The 14,375-nt window shown below is 63.5% G+C and carries 15 protein-coding genes; 9 read left to right on the top strand and 6 right to left on the bottom strand.

Features of this window, described 5'->3' with window-relative positions; genetic code table 11:
- Window positions 1-6: 6 nt before the first annotated feature.
- Window positions 7-879, bottom strand: coding sequence for a phosphoribulokinase (locus GIY56_RS08425; RefSeq protein WP_154764358.1), 873 nt, complete (start codon window positions 877-879; stop codon window positions 7-9).
- A 7-nt stretch (window positions 880-886) separates the two neighbouring features.
- Window positions 887-1,882 (bottom strand): class 1 fructose-bisphosphatase, encoded by a 996-nt coding sequence (locus tag GIY56_RS08420; RefSeq protein WP_154764357.1) that lies wholly within the window; start codon window positions 1,880-1,882, stop codon window positions 887-889.
- Window positions 1,883-1,978: 96 nt separating this feature from the next.
- Between GIY56_RS08420 and cbbR the strand changes: the two genes are divergently transcribed.
- Window positions 1,979-2,899 (top strand): LysR family regulator CbbR, encoded by a 921-nt coding sequence (gene cbbR / locus GIY56_RS08415; RefSeq protein WP_154764356.1) that lies wholly within the window; start codon window positions 1,979-1,981, stop codon window positions 2,897-2,899.
- Here cbbR and GIY56_RS08410 read toward each other — a convergent pair.
- Complete coding sequence (locus GIY56_RS08410; RefSeq protein ID WP_328288482.1) at window positions 2,896-3,555, bottom strand: flagellar hook capping FlgD N-terminal domain-containing protein; 660 nt, start codon at window positions 3,553-3,555, stop codon at window positions 2,896-2,898. The two genes, cbbR and GIY56_RS08410, sit on opposite strands and share 4 nt — an antisense overlap.
- Window positions 3,556-3,567: 12 nt before the next feature.
- Window positions 3,568-4,509: a flagellar hook-length control protein FliK gene (gene fliK, locus GIY56_RS18850; protein ID WP_196053575.1), complete on the bottom strand. Its 942-nt coding sequence runs from the start codon at window positions 4,507-4,509 to the stop codon at window positions 3,568-3,570.
- A 62-nt stretch (window positions 4,510-4,571) separates the two neighbouring features.
- On the opposite strand from fliK, the gene GIY56_RS08400 reads away from it, so the two are divergent.
- The 6 genes from GIY56_RS08400 to GIY56_RS08375 all read left to right on the top strand — a co-directional run bounded on the left by GIY56_RS08400 (window position 4,572) and on the right by GIY56_RS08375 (window position 7,844).
- Window positions 4,572-4,895: a rod-binding protein gene (locus GIY56_RS08400; RefSeq protein ID WP_230312367.1), complete on the top strand. Its 324-nt coding sequence runs from the start codon at window positions 4,572-4,574 to the stop codon at window positions 4,893-4,895.
- Complete coding sequence (locus GIY56_RS08395; protein ID WP_154764354.1) at window positions 4,892-5,209, top strand: hypothetical protein; 318 nt, start codon at window positions 4,892-4,894, stop codon at window positions 5,207-5,209. Before GIY56_RS08400 ends, GIY56_RS08395 begins: the two co-directional genes overlap by 4 nt.
- A gap of 173 nt (window positions 5,210-5,382) precedes the next feature.
- Window positions 5,383-6,225, top strand: coding sequence for a flagellin N-terminal helical domain-containing protein (locus tag GIY56_RS08390; protein WP_154764353.1), 843 nt, complete (start codon window positions 5,383-5,385; stop codon window positions 6,223-6,225).
- Window positions 6,226-6,299: 74 nt separating this feature from the next.
- Window positions 6,300-6,665, top strand: coding sequence for a flagellar biosynthesis regulator FlaF (gene flaF / locus GIY56_RS08385; RefSeq protein ID WP_154764352.1), 366 nt, complete (start codon window positions 6,300-6,302; stop codon window positions 6,663-6,665).
- The gene (gene flbT, locus GIY56_RS08380; protein ID WP_154764351.1) at window positions 6,662-7,066 is read left to right on the top strand and encodes a flagellar biosynthesis repressor FlbT; all 405 of its coding nucleotides are present in this window, start codon (window positions 6,662-6,664) and stop codon (window positions 7,064-7,066) included. Before flaF ends, flbT begins: the two co-directional genes overlap by 4 nt.
- Before the next feature lie 7 nt (window positions 7,067-7,073).
- On the top strand, window positions 7,074-7,844 hold the full coding sequence (locus GIY56_RS08375; protein WP_154764350.1) for a DUF1217 domain-containing protein: 771 nt from the start codon (window positions 7,074-7,076) through the stop codon (window positions 7,842-7,844).
- A gap of 1,025 nt (window positions 7,845-8,869) precedes the next feature.
- Here GIY56_RS08375 and GIY56_RS08370 read toward each other — a convergent pair.
- Window positions 8,870-10,507, bottom strand: a complete 1,638-nt coding sequence (locus GIY56_RS08370) for a flavin-containing monooxygenase (protein ID WP_154764349.1) — start codon at window positions 10,505-10,507, stop codon at window positions 8,870-8,872.
- 309 nt (window positions 10,508-10,816) lie between these two features.
- Complete coding sequence (locus GIY56_RS08365; protein WP_154764348.1) at window positions 10,817-11,485, bottom strand: TetR family transcriptional regulator; 669 nt, start codon at window positions 11,483-11,485, stop codon at window positions 10,817-10,819.
- Window positions 11,486-11,977: 492 nt separating this feature from the next.
- Here GIY56_RS08365 and GIY56_RS08360 point away from each other — a divergent pair, with 492 nt between their 5' ends.
- Complete coding sequence (locus GIY56_RS08360; RefSeq protein ID WP_154764347.1) at window positions 11,978-13,135, top strand: C4-dicarboxylate TRAP transporter substrate-binding protein; 1,158 nt, start codon at window positions 11,978-11,980, stop codon at window positions 13,133-13,135.
- Between the two features lie 67 nt (window positions 13,136-13,202).
- Window positions 13,203-14,348 carry a C4-dicarboxylate TRAP transporter substrate-binding protein gene (locus tag GIY56_RS08355; protein WP_154764346.1) on the top strand — a complete coding sequence of 382 codons (1,146 nt, stop codon included), beginning with the start codon at window positions 13,203-13,205 and terminating at the stop codon, window positions 14,346-14,348.
- Window positions 14,349-14,375: the final 27 nt, after the last annotated feature.

Here is a 14,375-nt window from a genome sequence, read left to right as displayed (position 1 = left end):
GTTCCCTCAGGCGCGCTTGGCGTCGTCGATCAGGCGCAGGATCATCGGCGTCAGGATCAGCTGCATCGCAAGGTCGGTCTTCGGTCCCGGGATGACGATGGAATTGGCCCGCGTCATCCACGACCCGTCGATCATCTGGGCCAGATAGGGAAAGTCGATGCCGCGCGGGTTGCGGAACCGGATCACCACCAGGCTTTCGTCGGGCGTGGGGATCCAGCGGGCAACGAAGGGGTTCGAGGTATCGACCACCGGCACCCGCTGGAAGTTGATGTCGGTCTGGGTGAACTGCGGGCAGATGCAATGCACATAGGCGTGCATCCGGCGCAGGATCGTGTCGGTCACGGCCTCGGTCGAATAGCCCCGGCTGGCCTTGTCGCGGTGGATCTTCTGGATCCATTCCAGGTTGATGACCGGCACCACGCCGATCTTCAGATCGGCCAGCTTGGCCAGGTTCACGGTGTCGTTGGCGACCGCGCCGTGCAGGCCTTCGTAGAACAGCAGGTCCGACCCTTCCTCGAAGGGCGCCCAGGGGGTGAAGGTGCCGGGGGCGGCGCCCCAGCGTTCGGCCTCGCGGTCATCGTGGACATAGTGGCGCGTTTCCCCGCTGCCGGTTTCGCCATAGACGCGGAAGATGTCTTCCAGCTTTTCCAGCTCGTTGGCGTCGAAACTGAAATGGCTGAAGGTCTGGTCGCCTGCGGCTTGGCGGCGCGTCAGTTCGTCCTTCATCGCCTGGCGATCGAAGCGGTGAAAGGCATCGCCCTCGATGCTGACGGCGGTGATGCCCTCGCGGCGGAAGATCTGGTCGAAGGTCGTCTTGACCGTGGTCGTGCCCGCGCCGGAACTGCCCGTGACGGAAATGATGGGATGCTTCTTGCTCATGGTTCCCTCAGGCCCGGAACAGGCCGCGATGGCCGAACAGGGCGGACACCTCGGCCGGGGGCAGGTCGTGATAGGCGGCGACGCGGTCCACCTTTTCGGCCGATCCGAACACCAGCGGCGTGCGCCCGTGCAGGTCGGTGATGGCCCCGTCCAGGATCGGCAGCGCGCCATCGGTCGCCCGCCCGCCCGCCTGTTCGATGACAAAGGCGATCGGCGCGCATTCATACAGCATCCGCAGCCGGCCGCGTTCGTATCCCTTCCGCGCGTCCGCCGGATACAGGAAGATGCCGCCCCGCATCAGGATCCGGTGCGCCTCGGCCACCAGCGACGCGATCCAGCGCATGTTGAAGTTGCGCTCGCGCGGGCCGTCGATCCCGGCCAGGCAGTCGTCGATATAGGCGCGGATCGGGCGCGGCCAGTGGCGATAGTTCGAGGCGTTGATCGCGAATTCGAAGAAGCAGTCCGGCAGGGTCACGCGCGGATCGGTCAGGTCGAAGCCGTCGGTGTCGGGGTTCAGCGTATAGATCTGCGTGCCCTCGCCAAAGCTGACCACCAGGCAGCAGCGCGGGCCATAGATGACGTAGCCCCCGGCGATCAGGTCGCGGGCCGGGCGCAGGAAGCTGGCATCAGACCGGTCGGCTGCGGGATAGACCGCGAAGATCGTGCCGACCGACACGTTGGTGTCGATGTTGGACGACCCGTCCAGCGGGTCGATGGCCAGGGCAAAGGCGCCGCCGGGCTGCATGGCGATGGGCGCGTCCTGTTCCTCGCTGGCATACCAGCGCAGCCCGGCATCCCGCAGCGCATCGCGGAACAGCGCGTCGGCCTGGATGTCCAGCCGCTTCTGCCCGTCGCCGCCGCTGTTGGTGCCGACTGGGGCCGACAGGCTGGTATCGCCGCGCCGGATGACGCCTGCCAGGGCCGCCGCCCCCCGCGCCAGGGCCAGCATCAGCGGCCGGAACCGGGGCGGAACATGCGTGGTGTCGATGCTGGGCGTGGTCATCGGCCCCTCCCTTCGGCGTCTGATAGGGGCAGGTTGACAGGACCGGGTTTTCAAGGAAATTTAATAAGGCGAAATGGCGATTAGATTTCCCTGAAGATGAAGCATGACGCCCTGACCCTGCGCCAGTTGCGCTGCCTGCGGGCGGTGGCCGAAACCGGCAGCCTGACCCAGGCGGCGGGCCTTTTGGGCCTGACCACGCCCGCCATCCACAGCCAGTTGCGGGGCCTGGAGGATCTGGCCGGATCTGCGCTGATGGTCCGGGGGGACCACGGCGCCTTCCGCCCCACCCCGGAAGGCGAGGCCCTGCTTTTGGCCGAATCGCAGATCGCCACCGCCCTGGCCCGCGCGGCCCGCCAGATCGGCGCGCTGCAGCGCGGCCATGTGGGCAGCGTCATCCTGGGCGTGGTGTCCACCGGCAAGTATTTCGCCCCCGGCCTGGTCGCCCGCCTGTTGCGACTTTTGCCCGATATCGAGGTGACGCTGCGCATCGGCAACCGCGACGCGATCCTAGCCGCGCTGGCGGGCGACGACCTGGATCTGGCGATCATGGGCCGCCCGCCGCGCGAACCCGCTGTCATCGCCGACCCCATCGGGCCGCACCCCCACATCATCATCGCCGCCCCCGACCACCCGCTGGCCGATGCCGACCCGGTGATGCCCGGCGACCTGCTGGCCCAGACCTTCCTGTCGCGCGAGGAAGGGTCGGGCACCCGCATCCTGATGACCCGCTTCCTGGACCGCATCGGCGAGGGCGCGACCTGGCGCGCGGTCGAGATGGGCACCAACGAGACGATCAAGCAGGCGGTGATCGCGGGCCTGGGCATCGCGCTGATCTCGCAGCACACCGTGACCGAGGAGTTGCGATCCGGCCGCCTGATCGCGCTGCGCGGCATCGGGTTGCCGATCCAGCGCAGCTGGTACCTGCTGCGCCGCGCCGACCGCGAGATGAGCGCCGCGACCGCCCGGATCCGCGACGAGACCCTGGCGATGCGCGGCGCCTTCCTGCCGCAGCTCTAATCCGCGCCGCGCAGCGCCTCGATCTCGCTGGCCAGGGCCGATCCGCCGCCCTCGAAGATCAGCTCGACGCCCCGGGTGCCGATCTCGGCCTCGGCCACGCGGACATAGGCGCCCACCGTATCCTCGGAAATCACCTCGCCCGCGCGGCTGCTTTCGATCACGAAGGCATAGCGCCCGTCAGCCAGCTTCTCGCCCGCCGAATCGCGGCCATACCAGTCGATCTGCCCTTCGCCCGTGCCGATCTCCTCGCGCGAGACCTCGCGGCCCGATTCGTTCAGCACCACCAGCGCGACGCTGTCGGCGGTGCTGGCGGGCGCGATGTCCAGCGTCAGCGCCTCGTCGCCGAACCAGACCGGCTCGGTTGTCCGCACCTCTTTCCCGATCCAGTCGGCCAGTTGCCCCAGGCTGCCGCCCGCTTGCGCGACCATCTGTTCCAGCAGCTTGTTGGTCTGCGCCTGCTGTTCCACCCCCGAGAAGGTCGCAAGCTGGACCGCGAAGTCGCTGCCCTCCATCGGGTTCAGGGGATCCTGGTTCTGCAGCTGCGTGGTCAGCATCTTCAGGAAGGTGTCGTAATGCGTCGAATCGGCCGCGCTGGTGGCCGTGGACGTGGTGGTCGCGGCCGTGGCGGCGGTTGAACTGGCAAGTGCGGAAATCACCTGTTTCTCCTGTCAGATGCGAATGTCGAGCCGCGCCGGGACAGCCATCGGCGTCCAGGCGACGGGGATGGTCCGGGCGGGTTCTGCCGCCTCGAAGGCCGGGGAAAATCCCGTCGATGCAGCGGTTGGGCGGTCCTTGCGCGAATCGGACGGCGTGTCGCCCTGGAACTCGAAAGAGGCCTCGGGCATTCCCGCGTCGCCCAGGCATTCCTGCAGAAAGGCGGCGTTCCGGCGCAGCTGGTCCAGGACCTCGGGCCGTTCGACCCAGACCGTGACATGAGGATTGTGATCCGGGCCGGACAGGACCATGCGGATCTTGCCCAGCTCCTCGGGCGCCAGGGCAATCTCGACAAGGTCGTCGCGCGCCGTCACCACGGCCTCGGCGATCTGGCGCGCCACCGGAACGATCGTGGCCTTGGCCAGGCGGGGTTCGGCAGGGACCACACCCTCGTCGCGGAGGGGGGCAGGAAGCAGCCCTGCCGTCGGATCGGCCAGCAAGGCTTCGGCCCCGGCCAGGGACATGTCGCCCGGCTTCGATGGGGCGGCTGCGCCCTCGACGGGCGTTTCGGGCGCCGTGATGTCCAGGATCCCCCAAGGGAAAGCGCCGCGCGGCGCGTCTGCCGTCGCGTCCGCCTGGGCCGGATCAAGGGGTGTCCCGCCGATCCGCGCTTCCAGCGGCATGTCCGAAGGCGGGACGGCCGCGGAAGACGCCGCCTTGGTCAGCATGGCTTCGGCGGCGGTCCCGTCCGGCGGCCGGGGCGTGGCCTCGCGCAGGGCGCCGGTGATCCCGGACAGGTCCTCGATCAGCATCTGCAACGGATCGGTTGCCAGGCCCTCGGCCGGAACCGCTTCAGGCCCGGCGGCCTCAAGCTCGTCCTCGGGCGGCGCCTCGACGGTGAAATCCGTCCCGGAACCCTCTGTCTCTGCCGATTCGGCAATTGCCGCGGGCTGCACGACGCCCGCGATCGGTGAAACACAACACTCTGCCATCTGCCGACTCCCAAATCACCAGGCCGATGGATAAGGGCAAGTCCTTACGATTTATTTACCGCACGGCGATAATCGTAGAAAATCATCGGAAATGGGGACCGTCCATGCATGTGAATCACGTCCAGCCGCCGTTATCGCCGCCCTTGAAATCGCCGCCCCCCGCGGCGGAAAGGCTGGAGCAGGCATTTCTTGAGGAAATGTTGAAATATTGCGGGCCGAAACCGGAAAACGGCGCCTTCGGGGGCGGCATCGGCGAAGACCAGTTCGGCAGCTTCCTGACCCAGGAATATGCCGCCGTGATGGCCGCGCAGATCGACCTTGGCTTTGGAAAGCGGATGGACCTGCAATGAAGGCACGGCACAAGACCATGCTGGACGGCATCCAGCAGGCGATCATCTCTGGCGATGCGGCCCTGGCCCTGTCGCGGATCGAGGCGCTGGCCAGGCGATTCGACCGCGACCGCCCGGACCCCGAGACCAGGGCGGACATGGAGCGTACCCTGCTGCACCTGCGCCGCCTAGCCGAGGATTCGGCGCGCGGCACGCAACGCGCCATCGACCAGATCAAGGACATCCTGCGCAACGCGCGGATGCTGCAAACCTATGACCACCGGGGGCAGCGCCGCCAGACGCCGACCGATGCCGTCCTGCCCCAGCGGTTTTGAGTAAAATCCTTCGCGTTCGATGTTTGAGAAAGGGGGGCCAATTCACTATCCGTAAATCACCGGCTGCTAGGACTGCGGTCATGCCGAAAGCGGCACAGGGATAAACGCCCAAGGTCAGAAGGCCAAAACGCCACAACCACGGATGCAAAGCATCCATCATATCTGAGGATAAGATGTCCAGTATTCTGACCAACAACGGCGCCATCGTCGCCCTGCAGACCCTGAAGAACGTGAACGCCAGCCTGAACAAGGCGCAATCGGAGATTTCGACCGGCAAGAGCATTTCCAGCGCCAAGGACAACGCCGCGCTGTGGGCCATTTCCAAGACCATGGAAACCGACCAGGCTGCGGCCACCACCCTGCATAGCAGCCTGAACGTCGCCAACGCGACCGTCACGACTGCGTTGAAAGGGTCGGACATGGTCGTGGATCTGCTGACCGACATGAAGAAACTGGCGACGAACGCCGGTAACGATGGTTTCGACTTCGCCACCGTGCAGGCCCAGATCGAAGAAAAGATGGCAAACATCACTTCGGTCGTGTCTGGCACGCAGATGAACGGGATCAACCTGCTCAGCACTAATGGTATCAATAGCGGCGCGACCTTCACCACGCTCGCTTCGCTTGATCGACTGGCCGGGACGGGTGCTACAAGCCCTAACGAAATCGTTGTCGACTCGCTGGATTACGAGGCCAATATCGTCGGGGCAACGCTTACAGCCATTACCGATCAGGCGACTGCAAAAGACGCCCTTGGCGAGATCGAGGCGCTGCTTGACATTGCCATTGCAGGCTCGGCGACCCTTGGTGCGGCTTCGGAACGGATCACCGATCAGGCCGACTTCGTTGGCAATCTGGCGGACTCGCTGAAGCTCGGCATCAGCTCGCTGGTGGATGCGGACATGGAGGAAGCCTCGGCCCGCCTGCAGGCGCTGCAAACGCAGCAGCAGCTGGGCATCCAGGCCCTGTCCATCGCCAACGAGGCCCCCTCGGCGATCCTCAGCCTGTTCCGCTGATCCTTGACAGGCAGGGGCGCCGCACCGGCGCCCCGCACCCACCCCGCTGAACCCCTCAGATCAGGAAGATCATCTTGAACGCGGTTCCGTCCTTTGCCGGGCATGGCTACGGCAGCAGCATCCTGCGCACGCCGCGCGATGCCGAATACGAAGTCTTCTCTCGCGTCACCCGAATGCTGCGCCAGGCGGCCGAAGGGGACCATGGTCCCGACGTGATCGCGGCGGTCCACAAGAACAACCAGCTGTGGACGATCCTTGCCGCGGACCTTGCCAGCCCGGGCAACGGATTGCCGGACCCCGTCCGGGCAGGGCTGCTGTCGCTGGCGGGGTTCGCCCTGCGCCACGGCCATCAGGCGCTGTCGGGCAAGGTCGGCATCGCGCCCCTGATCGACATCAACATGGCCGTGATGCGCGGCCTGCGCCAGGAGGCTCCGGCATGAGCGGCCTTGTCCTGAAGCTGGCCCCGAACGAACGCGTGCTGATCAACGGCGCCGTCATCGAGAACGGCGAACGCCGGTCCAAGATCGCCATCCGCACGCCGAACGCCAATGTCCTGCGCCTGAAGGATGCCATCCACCCCGACCGCGCCAATACCCCGGTCGGCCGCGCCTGCTATATCGCGCAGCTGATCCTGTCCGGCGATGCCAAGCCCGACGAAGGCAAGCGCCAGCTGCTGCTGGCCATCGCGCAGCTGTCGCAAGTCTTTGACGACGCGGCCGGCCAGGCGGCCCTGCAGGACGCCCGGGCCAGCGTCGAGGACGGCGCGATCTATCCGGCCCTGCGCCGCCTGCGCGAGCTTCTGCCGCAGGAAGACCGGCTTATCCACGCCCGCCGCCAGTGAGGATGCCGTGACCTCTGCCATCAGCATCGGTATCAGCGGCATCGCGGGCTGGCGCGTCCTGCAGCGGATCGAAACCCGGCAGGTCGAGGCCACGGCAAAGGATCCCGTGATCCAGCGTGCCACGACCTATTTCCGCGAAAACCTGACCGAGGACACCACGGCAGAGGATCTGGTCGGCGACTACAAGATGCTGCAGGTGGCCCTGGGGGCCTTCGGCCTGGAAGACGACATCAGCAACAAGGCCTTCATCCGCAAGGTGCTGGAATCCGATATCGGCGACAGCGCATCCCTGGTCAACCGGCTGAGCGACAAGCGTTACCTGAAGCTTGCCACCGAGTTCCAGAACCGCACCGATCCCGAGACCATGGCCGACACCGTGACCAAGGCCTATGTCGCGCATCGGTTCCAGCAGCGCGTGGGCGAGGGGGACGAAAGCTATCGCCTGGCCCTGAACGCCCGGGACGAGTTGCAGGCCTTCGCAACCCGGACCTCCAGCGACAAGACCATGTGGTACGAGGTGCTGGGCAACGAGGCCCTGCGGGAGGTCTTCCAGGGCGCCTTCGGCTTCGGCAGCGCGATGGCGAACCTGTCCGTGGACCGGCAGCTCGAGGACTTCATGTCCGCGTCCGAACGCATCCTGGGCAGCAGCAGCTTTGCCGAGATCGGCACGGACGAGGGGATCGACAAGCTGGTCACGCGCTATCTGGCGCTGTCCCAGGTTCAATCCACGACAAGCAGCAACCGCTACAGCGCGGCCCTGACGCTGCTGTCGAGTTGAGCAGGGGACGGATGGCCAGATCTTTACCATCAACCGTGCGGAGAAAGCGCCGAGAACCTGGCCTTCATGGACATCATCGACCGGCAATCCCGCAGGTACCGTGGTATGGTTCGCGGCAAAGGGTCCTCAATATACAATGAGAGGGGCACAGATGCGGGCGCCATCGATTTGCCGGCTGATAAAGCTCGTGCGTCTGGTGCCAATCCCTAAGAAACCTCAATGGCCTAATCATGCGCCGAGTGTTCCTGCACCTGATGGCCATCATGGAGTGGCACAGTCGCACAGTACTAAGCGGGCGGCTGTCGAACTCCATGGATGCGAGTTTGCATGGAAGCCCTGAGGAAGGCACTGGCCAAATATGGAACACCGGAGGTCTTCCTCTCCGCCCTCGCCCTCGCCGAAACCCTCATCTTCTGGTTGTGAATATCAATGAGTCTCTACTCTAGGAACCGTCAAGGGCTGCAGTGGACCTGCACCGGTTTCGTTCCACTCGGGTGCTCGGGCGGCCCTCTGCTCGAAAGCGCCTGTGGGGATTTCCAGTGCCAAGGCCAAGTGTTTCCGGAGTAGGTTGTAGAAGCCCCCAGATGAAGTCGAAGAAAGCGATCTCGACCTCGCGTCGTGCTTGCCAGTTGCGGCGCCAGATCGGTTCTGTCTTCAATGATCTGAGAAGCTTTCAACGGCGGAGTTGCCATAACGGGTGCCTTGCCCCTTATCGATGCCTTGAACCGTTATTGCGCAGAATTTTCTGAGGTCCTGAGCGTAATATCGGGCAGTTTCAGTCAGTTGTTGCGACATCTGCTGATGGAGGGTGCGATGACGATGGACAACGCATATTCGAACGATCCAAGCGGCTCAAACTGCACTCACCGGATTGGCCAGAAGTGGCGCCACAAGCAGAGCGGCGGCGGTTCTGGTGCCGGATTGCATCGGAGCCTAGCCCGGAAACCGGATGCTGCCGTTATCGGGTGATCAAGGGCCGCGTGTCGGAGCGACCCTTGATCCATCAGCCCAACAGCCGCGCGACATCAGGCGAGTTCGAAGCCCTTGTAACCGCTATAGGCGACCCGCTCGCATTGCTTGCGGTATTCAGCGCCGCCACCGACATAGACCAGCGCACGCTTCTGCACCGTTCCGTCGGGTTTCGTCACCGACTTCACCCACCAGGCGTTGACATCGGCCATAAGCGTGGTTGAAAAATCCCGATAGATCGCTTCGGTCCATTTGTCCTCGGCCTCTTGCGTAGGCTCGGAGTAGGTCAGGCCCTTGGCTTCCATATAGACCAGCATCCGCGTCACCCATTCCGCCTGCAACGCGCCGCAGACCCCGACGTTGCAGAAGGACGAGCCGTTGTGCGGCCCGACCAATGTGAAGAAGTTCGGGAAACCGCGGGCCTGCAGGCCCAGGAAGGTCGTCGGACCATCGGCCCAGACCTCTTTCAGCTTACGGCCGTCCTTGCCCCGGATGTCGATGCGGTCAAGCGATCCGGTCACCGCGTCAAAGCCGGTGGCATAGATGATCACGTCCAGATCGAATGACCGATCAGCGGTGCGAATGCCAGTAGGCGTGACTTCCTGGATAGGCGATTCACGAATATCGACAAGGTGCACCGTATCCTTGTTGTAGGCTTCATAGTAATTCGATTCCATCGGTACGCGCTTGGAGCCGAAGGGGTGATCCGTGGGGATAAGCTTTTCGGCCACAGCCGGATCCTTGACTCGTTGCCGGATCTTGTCCGCGACGAAATCGGCAAGAAACTTGTTCGATTCGGCGTTGGTGAGAAGATCGCGGAAACCGCTGAGCCAGATCCCGTAGCCAGGCTGGTCATAGAGCGTCTCGAAGAAAGCGTCCCGTTCCTCCTTGGGGACCTCCACAGCCTTGCGCCTGTCGCGGTGATAGGGAAACGCGGTATCCGTGGTCTTCACATATTCGAGGATGGTGGTGTGGCGCTTGCGGATCAACGCCATCTGCTCGTCCGAAAGCGGGGAATTGCCAAGCGGCGTGCACCAGTTCGGGGTGCGCTGGAATACATGCAGTTCCCTTGCCGTTTCGGCCGCGATCGGGATGATCTGCACGCCGGTGGCACCGGTTCCTATGATGCCCACGCGCTTGCCGGTGAAATCCATGCAATCCGGTGTGCCATCCGCCTTGGTCGGCCAGCGCGAGGAGTGAAAGGATTCACCCTCGAAGGTTTCCACGCCCTTGATGTTGGGCATCCGCGTCGCACTGAGCGGGCCGGTTGCCGAAATCAGATGCCGGCAAGTGACAAGCTCGTCGCCGTTCAGCGTGACCTGCCACATGTCTTGCCCATCCAGATAGTGTGCGGCAGTAACGCGGGTCTGGAACTTGAACAACCGGCGGATGTCCATCGCATCGGCGGCGGCATTTGCATAGCGCCGCATTTCGGGCTGGCCGGCAAAGTTCTCGCTCCATTTCCAGTCAGGAAGGATGCCGGTCAGCGCGAAATAGCCATAGGCATAGCTTTCGGTGTCAAGCCTGCACCCCGGATAGCGATTCCAGTACCAGGTGCCTCCGACCTCCTCCCCGGCCTCGACACCCAAGACGCTCATGCCTTCCTTGTCCAGCAGATAGGCTTGATACATGCCGGTCAGTCCGGCGCCGATCACGATCACATCGCAGTCGGGAATCCTCTTGCCGTCTTTCATGGGACCGCCTCCTCCTCCAGGCATGATATTCTTATGAATTCGAAAATATTCTTGTGAGAATATAGCGATCAGATTGCTGGGAATCAACTGTAGCGTTGAAGGAAAAATATTCTTTCTATCAATGTATTGACGTGCAGTTCTACTGCTCTTGGTGCACCGGAAGGGACGCATGAAGCCTGGAAAAGCGATTCAGGCGAGACCATCAAGCCCATGTTTTCGACGCACGGTGCTGCATCGTCTTCTGCTTCGGAACCGGAAACAGGAACCTCCGGCACGGCTTCACGGTCATCCGCAGAATGTCATGCACCCTCAGCCCGCATTTTGACCCCTGCCCGGAGTGACCGGAAGGCAAGGTGAAGGATCGCGCAGCCCCATCGTTTTGAGCGCAAGCGAAGCGATCTGGCGGGCTACCGAGTCAGGATCCCAACGCCCTTCCGGCTGGAACCATGTAAAGGTCCAGGACGCCATGCCCCCCAAGGCCGATGCGGCAAGCGAAGCGTCGTCGAAGTCAAACAACCCTGCCTCCTTGCCTTCGTTCAGAATACCGCAAAGCATGCGATGGAACCGCAGCTTGCAGGCTTCTATGGCCTGGGCTTCCTCGGGGGGCAGGCTCTTCGCCTCGCGGAAGAACAGGGCGGCTTCCCGGCGATGCTCGATCTGCAACCGCACGAAATACTGGATGACCTGCGCCAGCTTCGACGCCGGATCGCCGTCGATGCTGGCGCTGAAGCTGACCGTCATTTCCGCCGATGAAGCGCCCACATGGCAGATCGAGGCGAGCAACTCGGCCTTGCCGCGAAAGCGCGAATAGATGAACTGCTTGGTTACGCCCAAGGCATCCGCAATGGAGTCGAGCGAGGTCGCCTCGTAGCCATTGTCGAAGAACTGCCGCGCGGCCTCATTCAGGATGCGGCGTCGCTTGATCTCGTCGATCTCGTCCTTGATCGAGGGCAGTTGCTGGGCGGCGTTCCATGTCATCCTGGACGTTATCCTTTCTGCCGACCGGCACACCAAAGGCTCTGTTCCGGCGAATCATGCCACTCTTCTCGAAGCCGGTTTGCCGTTCGTCCCGTCGCCGCCGTTCAAGTCGCCACTGCCCGCACGTCAAGGGGTGCCTTACGGCTAGCCCGCATCGCATCCTTCGCGAGGGCCGTCCGCGTATTGCCAACGTCATCGTGGCCTGGTCGGGAACACCCCCTCGTGAACCACGTCTCGGCCTCCATGACCTCAGGATTAGCAGGCAGTCCGCGCCGCATCAAGTTTTGCACGGACCGCATCCGAGAAGACCCGCTATCGCGCCGAAACACCCTTTTCCGGCAGCGAAACGCCTCGAGCAAGGCCAGTCAACTTTTATGTTGACAACGGTCACTCGCATCATATTGTCGCTTTACAGAGGGAGACACGGTGACATCCGAGTGAGGAGCGGCCCCGAATACGGGCCGATCGGAGCGCCGCAGGGGGAGCTTCAAAATGGTCCAGGTCTTGCGTTCGTCGTCTTGGGTGGCATGGGCAGCATTGGCGATGCTGCTTTCACCTCCGGTCCAGGCAGAGCAACTCCGCTTCGCCACGGGCTATCCTCCAGGCGCGGCTCCGGTCAAACATGCCGAGTCGATGGCCGACATCGTCGCCAAGGCTTCGGGCGGCGAACTGACGGTTCGGGTGTTCACCAACGCGCTGCTCAGCTTTGCCGAGATGTCTGCCGGCGTTCGCGATGGGATCACAGATGTCGGCTATGTGGTGACGCCTTACTTCCCCAGCGAATACCCGCGCACGAACTTGCTCAATGATGTCTCGATGCAGCTGGCGCTGCTGGGTGACGCGCCAAAGGGCCGCGAGGGGGTCGCTTATGGCGGTGCGCTGATGGAGTATGTGTTCTTCAATTGTCCGGAGTGTCAGAAGGAATATTTCAATCAGGATCAGGTATTCACCGGGGTTTCGCCCACCGCCTCGTATCAGTTGCTGTGCAACCGGCCGGTCGTGTCGGCCGCCGACATGAACGGGCTGCGGCTCCGCGCCGGCGCGGGACAGTGGAGCCGCTGGGCGCAGGCCATGGGAGCGACGCCGATCCAGATCTCGGGCCAGGAATCGCTTGAAGGCATGAAGCAGGGTCTTATCGACTGCACCGTGCTGTCGGTGGTGTCAGGCTTGTCGGATTTCCGGCTGATCGACGCGGCGACGCACATCACCTCGACCGTGCCCGGCGGCGTTTTCGCAGCCACGCCGGCGACCAACATCAACGCCAGCGTCTGGCGCGCCATGTCCGAGGAGAAGCGCAGGGCTTTCCTGGCGGGCGCGGTCTACATGGCGGCGGCCGTGCCGTTCTTCGAACATCAGCGCGAGCGGGAAGTGCTGGGCGAAGCCAAGGCGCAGGGGATCGTCATCCTTGAGGCCGATGCCGACCTCCAGGATCTGACCCGCACCTTCATCGAGCAAGACGCGACAACCGTTGCCCAACACTACGCAACCCAGTTCGGCGTGCAGGACGCTGAAGCGATGATCGCAGGCTTCCAGCCGGTTCTGGCCCGTTGGGTGGAACTGGTGAAGGATGTGGGCACGGTCGAAGATCTCGTGACGATCTACGAGCGCGAAATCTATTCCAAGATCGACGTGTCCACCTACGGCATGTGACGCGCCGCGCAGGCGCTCATCCGGGGGCTTCAAAGAAAAACAAGGCTGTCTTTCGGGAGGAAAGAACATGACATCATTCGCATGGCTCAAATCCGCAACCGTGGGGGGCATGTTGGCGCTGGCCGCCAGTCCGGTCGCCGCCGAACAGTTGCGCTTCGCGATCGGTTATCCGCCCGGGTCGGATCCGGTCAAGGTGATGGAAAGCTATGCAGCCCGTGTTTCGGAACTGTCGGGCGGCGATCTGACGGTGCAGGTCTATCCCTCCTCGCTGCTCAGCTTTCCCGAAACCTCGGCCGGAGTTCGCGACGGGATCGCCGACATGGGATTGCTGGCGACTGGCTATCACCCGACCGAATACCCCTACAACAACCTTGTGCCCAACACCACGATCCAACTGGTCAACATGGGCACGCGGGTAAGCGGCCGCGAGGCCCTGGTATTTGCCTCGGCGCTGACCGAGTTCGTGCTGTTCCACTGCCCCGAATGCCTGACGGAATTCGCGGCGCAGAACCAGGTGTTCACCAGCATCGCCTCGACATCGGCCTATTGGATGATGTGCAACCAGCCGGTCAACGACCTTGCTTCGCTCGAGGGGCTGCGGATGCGCGCGCCGACCAACTGGGCACGCTGGGCCGAATACATGGGTGCGGCGCCGGTGAACGTGGCCTTGGGCGAGATGAACGAGGCGATGAGCCAGGGCGTGGTCGATTGCCTGGTTGCTTCGGCCCCCGAACTGATCAACTGGAATCTGGCCGAGGTCATCAACGACATCACGTTGCAAGTGCCGGGCGGGGTCGCCGCCGGCGCTCCGGTCAATATCAACGCAGACACCTGGAAAGGTCTCAGCCCCGAAAAGCGCACCATTCTGATGCAGGCAGCGGCGTTCAGCCAGGCGGAATATGCATGGATGTTCCACCAGCGCGAAGCCGAAGCCTTCGAGCGCGCACGCGCCGCCGGGGCGACCATCCATGATCCGGATCCGGCGATCCTGGAACGGACCATCGCCTTTGTCGCGGAAGACACCGCCAAGATGGTCGCCGACTACAAGACCACCTACGACGTTCAGAATGGCGAGCAGATGCTGGCCGATTTCGCGCCGCTTCTGGAAAAATGGGTTGGCCTGACGGAGGGCATCGAAAGCTCCGAGGCGCTGGCCGATCTGCTGTGGAAAGAAATCTACTCGCGAGTGGATGTGAACACCTACGGTCTCTGAGCAAGAGCGTTGGCGTCCGCGAGCATG

The sequence above is a fragment of the Paracoccus lichenicola genome, assembly GCF_009708075.1.
In the GTDB taxonomy this organism is placed as follows: Bacteria; Pseudomonadota; Alphaproteobacteria; order Rhodobacterales; family Rhodobacteraceae; genus Paracoccus; species Paracoccus lichenicola.
Note: the sequence above shows the minus strand (reverse complement) of the source record. Positions and strands in the feature narration are given on the sequence as shown.

What these genes read in the sequence shown, in the direction of transcription:
- GIY56_RS08425 (WP_154764358.1), bottom strand. Translation starts at nt 879, where the DNA reads ATGAGCAAGAAGCATCCCATCATTTCCGTCACGGGCAGTTCCGGCGCG.
- GIY56_RS08420 (WP_154764357.1), bottom strand. Translation starts at nt 1,882, where the DNA reads ATGACCACGCCCAGCATCGACACCACGCATGTTCCGCCCCGGTTCCGG.
- cbbR (WP_154764356.1), top strand. Translation starts at nt 1,979, where the DNA reads ATGAAGCATGACGCCCTGACCCTGCGCCAGTTGCGCTGCCTGCGGGCG.
- GIY56_RS08400 (WP_230312367.1), top strand. Translation starts at nt 4,572, where the DNA reads ATGGATAAGGGCAAGTCCTTACGATTTATTTACCGCACGGCGATAATC.
- GIY56_RS08395 (WP_154764354.1), top strand. Translation starts at nt 4,892, where the DNA reads ATGAAGGCACGGCACAAGACCATGCTGGACGGCATCCAGCAGGCGATC.
- GIY56_RS08390 (WP_154764353.1), top strand. Translation starts at nt 5,383, where the DNA reads ATGTCCAGTATTCTGACCAACAACGGCGCCATCGTCGCCCTGCAGACC.
- flbT (WP_154764351.1), top strand. Translation starts at nt 6,662, where the DNA reads ATGAGCGGCCTTGTCCTGAAGCTGGCCCCGAACGAACGCGTGCTGATC.
- GIY56_RS08370 (WP_154764349.1), bottom strand. Translation starts at nt 10,507, where the DNA reads ATGAAAGACGGCAAGAGGATTCCCGACTGCGATGTGATCGTGATCGGC.
- GIY56_RS08365 (WP_154764348.1), bottom strand. Translation starts at nt 11,485, where the DNA reads ATGACATGGAACGCCGCCCAGCAACTGCCCTCGATCAAGGACGAGATC.
- GIY56_RS08360 (WP_154764347.1), top strand. Translation starts at nt 11,978, where the DNA reads ATGGTCCAGGTCTTGCGTTCGTCGTCTTGGGTGGCATGGGCAGCATTG.
- GIY56_RS08355 (WP_154764346.1), top strand. Translation starts at nt 13,203, where the DNA reads ATGACATCATTCGCATGGCTCAAATCCGCAACCGTGGGGGGCATGTTG.